Origin of the sequence: Nonlabens dokdonensis (assembly GCF_002162835.1) — a bacterium.
GTDB lineage: Bacteria > Bacteroidota > Bacteroidia > Flavobacteriales > Flavobacteriaceae > Nonlabens > Nonlabens dokdonensis_B.
In genome coordinates, this window is sequence record NZ_MAAX01000142.1 from 1 (window position 1) to 3,768 (window position 3,768).

4 protein-coding genes and 1 pseudogene are annotated in these 3,768 nt (G+C 35.9%); 3 read left to right on the forward strand and 2 right to left on the reverse strand.

The window, feature by feature from the left end; genetic code table 11:
• A partial coding sequence (locus tag A9Q93_RS09365; protein WP_303687136.1) for a class I tRNA ligase family protein occupies positions 1 to 716 on the reverse strand: 716 nt, incomplete at its 3' end.
• 128 nt (positions 717 to 844) lie between these two features.
• Here A9Q93_RS09365 and A9Q93_RS09370 point away from each other — a divergent pair.
• The 3 genes from A9Q93_RS09370 (at position 845) to A9Q93_RS09380 (ending at position 2,947) form a co-directional block, all read left to right on the forward strand.
• On the forward strand, positions 845 to 1,723 hold the full coding sequence (locus A9Q93_RS09370) for an ABC transporter permease (RefSeq protein WP_303687137.1): 879 nt from the start codon (positions 845 to 847) through the stop codon (positions 1,721 to 1,723).
• Positions 1,724 to 1,819: 96 nt separating this feature from the next.
• Complete coding sequence (locus tag A9Q93_RS09375) at positions 1,820 to 2,137, forward strand: DUF3098 domain-containing protein (protein ID WP_303687138.1); 318 nt, start codon at positions 1,820 to 1,822, stop codon at positions 2,135 to 2,137.
• The gene (locus tag A9Q93_RS09380; protein ID WP_303687139.1) at positions 2,138 to 2,947 is read left to right on the forward strand and encodes an undecaprenyl-diphosphate phosphatase; all 810 of its coding nucleotides are present in this window, start codon (positions 2,138 to 2,140) and stop codon (positions 2,945 to 2,947) included.
• A 301-nt stretch (positions 2,948 to 3,248) separates the two neighbouring features.
• Here the strand turns inward: A9Q93_RS09380 and A9Q93_RS09385 are convergent.
• Positions 3,249 to 3,768: pseudogene (locus A9Q93_RS09385) on the reverse strand (insulinase family protein); the annotation flags it as partial.

Genomic DNA, 3,768 nt, shown 5'->3' on the forward strand with positions numbered 1-3,768 from the left:
TGTCCACCACGTTCTGAAACGCCGTTTATGATTTCGTCATTTGCCAATACGGTTCCCAACGCTGGACACCAGTTCACTTCGGTATCTGCTAGAAACGTTAATCTGTAATCTAATAATATTTCTTGTTGCTCTTTATCTGTAAACGCGTTCCACTCTGTAGCAGTAAATTGTCTCAAATCTTCATCTGTGGCAGCGTTGATGGTGGTTGTTCCGCTTTCGCGAAAGCGAGATTCCAACAAACTTATAGGTTGCGCTTGATCTGCATCTTTATCATACCAGCTTTCAAAAAGCATGATGAAAATTTCTTGCGTGTACTTATAATAATCTGGTGAAGAAGTGCGTACCTCACGATCCCAATCAAAGCTAAAACCGATGCGGTCCATTTGTTCACGGTAACGAGCGATGTTCTCTTTAGTGGTAATTGCAGGATGTTGACCTGTTTGAATCGCATACTGCTCTGCAGGTAATCCAAAACTGTCGTAACCCATAGGATGCAAGACATTAAAGCCTTGATGACGCTTATAACGAGACACAATATCACTAGCAATATAACCTAGCGGATGACCTACGTGAAGTCCAGCACCACTAGGATATGGAAACATATCGAGTGCATAGAATTTAGGCTTATCAGAATTATTTACCGCTTTAAAGGTTTTATTCTCTGCCCAATGTTTTTGCCATTTTGCTTCTATTTCTTTGTGATCGTAGAGTAACATAGTTTCTTCTTGTAATAAGGCGCAAAAATAGGGTGTTTACAACAATGATTAAACTATTCACGTTGTAATCATTAGTAGAAGATTTACTTTGTTATTTTTGTATCTTAATTCTTGTAGCTGTAAAATTTATGTCATCACAGTCCAGTTATCAAAAACGCCGTTTATTCAGCTCCTATTTTTGGGTGGTGATTAGTTTGTTTTTGGTATTATTCATGCTCGGTCTTCAAGGCTTTTTCTTGCTCAACAGCCAGAAACTAGCCGATTACTTCCGGGAGCAAGTACCTATGTCTATTTATTTTAAAGACACAGCTAAAGAAGTTGAAATGCGACAGCTGGAGAAAACATTGCAAATGGCAGATTATACTAAAAATGCTGTTTTTGTAAGTAGTGAAGAAGGTGCGCAAAAAACCAAAGAAGATCTAGGAGAAGATTTTATAGCTAAGTTAGATGGCTTTAATCCTATTCCTAATTCTATAGATGTACGACTGAACGCCAAATTTGTAACAGCAACCGAAATCCAACAAATCGCCGACGATCTTGCTGCAAAAGGTTTTGTCCAAGAGGTAAGCTATGACAAACCGCTGGTTTCTTTATTAAATGAAAATGTAAAACGCATCTCTTTCTGGATGCTAGTTGTTTCTGGAATTTTTGTTTTGATTGCTTTTTTACTGATCAATAGTTCTATAAGATTAAGTGTTTATGCCAAAAGATTTACCATTAAAACCATGCAAATGGTAGGAGCGACTAAAGGTTTTATACGCAAGCCTTTTATTATGACTAGTATTAAACTAGGTGTGATCGCAGCAATTCTAGCACTAGGTTTACTTGCCGTGGTTGTTTATTATGCAAACGATGTGGTGCCGGAATTAGAGATTCTAAAAAACTATGAAATGTTAGGGATTTTATTTGTAGGTGTTTTAGTTTTTGGAATATTGATTAGTTTGATCAGTACGTTTTTTGCAACGACTCGTTATTTGAACTTGAAGACAGATCAGTTGTATTATTAAGATCGCATCAAGAGAATAGAAACAAGTGACAATAACTATTATTGAGAAAGACTATAACCGATTTTGCATCAAGTGCAAAATGTCAACCATATTATAATGAAAAAAGGAGTTATTAAAGAATCACAGAACAAAGCTGGTACATCTACTCATAACGTAGAACAAGTAGCAGAGGAAGAAAATATAAAACCAAGCTTTGAATTTATTTTCAAAAAGAAAAATTACATCTGGATGGTGATAGGTTTAGTAGTTATTGCTTTAGGATTTGCTCTTATGGCTGGTGGCGGTACTGAAGACCCAGCGGTATTTAATGAAGATATATTTTCATGGAGAAGAATACGATTAGCTCCTATGCTAGTTTTAGCTGGCTTTGGGATAGAGATGTATGCTATATTATTAAATCCAGATAAAAAATAAATGGAAACAGTAGACGCCATTATTTTAGGAGTTATTCAAGGATTAACTGAATTTTTACCTGTTTCTTCAAGTGGTCACATTGAGCTAGGTAAAGCTGTTCTAGGTACAGACCTAGGAAATAAAGAAGAAAACTTACTTTTTACTGTATTAGTTCATTTTGCAACAGCTTTAAGTACGATTATCGTATTTAGAAAAGACGTTATGGAGCTACTCAAAGGTCTGTTTTCTTTTAAATGGAATGAAGAAACACAGTTTATATCTAAAATAGTTCTATCTATGATTCCAGCAGTAATCGTAGGATTACTGTTTGAAGAACAATTAGAGAAACTGTTTGAAGGCCAAATTATTCTAGTAGGTTTTATGCTTATCATTACTGGTTTGTTGCTATTTCTTGCGGGAAGAGCAAAAAGAACCGAAAAAGGAGTGAGCTGGAAAGATGCGTTGATTATAGGAGTTTCTCAAGCTGTTGCTATGCTTCCTGGAATTTCAAGAAGTGGTGCAACTATATCTACATCGGTATTATTAGGTAATGACAGGGCAAAAGCGGCTCGTTTTTCATTCTTAATGGTAGTTCCTTTAATCTTTGGTAAGATCGCAAAAGATATGCTGGATGTTGTAAAAGGCGATACTGTTATTGACAATGTATCAATGACACCTTTAATTGCAGGATTTTTAGCGGCTTTTATAGTAGGTCTACTTGCTTGTACCTGGATGATATCACTCGTGCGTAAGGCAAAGCTTCATTACTTTTCTTACTACTGTTTTGCGGTAGGTATTCTAGCTATTATCGCTGGCGTGATGAATTCATAAACATTAATGCTATAATTTACCTTAATATTTGTGTATCAAATTATTGAGGCTACTTGTCTTTTATTGTATGATATTTTTCATATCACTATATAATAGGTATTAGAAGTGTATAAAATACTTTCTTGGGAAGCGTTTAGAAACTTACGATTATGCCTGCAGAGTTGTTTAGAATTAGGGTAACTTAACAGCTTTAAAATCCCGAAATAAAAAAAACGGCTTCTACATCTAGAAGCCGTTTTAGTAAAATGATTTTATGTGATTCCGCTTTCGCGAAAGCGATATAAATATCTAATAATTTATATTATTGAAAATCTGCATCTTTAACGGTATTCACTTCTACTTTTTGAACTTTAAAAGCTAAATCTCTACCCATCATGCTCATTCCTATGGTCATCGGGAATTTCACTCCGCTTTGTTCTTTATAGTCGCTGAATCTCATCAAAGCGCTAATCTTCTGTCCTTGCATGTCTTTTGAAGCAGATTCTTGTCCTACCATTAGACCTGTGTTTACATCATAGAAAGTCTTCTTATCATCTGACCATTTGATCACGTATACCTGATTATCGCCCATCATCTCAGCACCTGCAAGGGTTGCTTTTTCAGGAGCATAAAGCTCTGGAAAATACATGGCTTCTTCCATAACCATTTGAAGGTCGTCGCCAGATAATTCTTGACTACCGCCCATACCACTAGCAACTGCTTTACCATCTGCATAAACTTGCTTAGATAATACATTTCCGCCCATTTTCATGGTTTGATTCCATTTGTCTCCTTTGGCACGCTTTACATCCATTATTAATTCTCCCATAGGTGCTGTATAA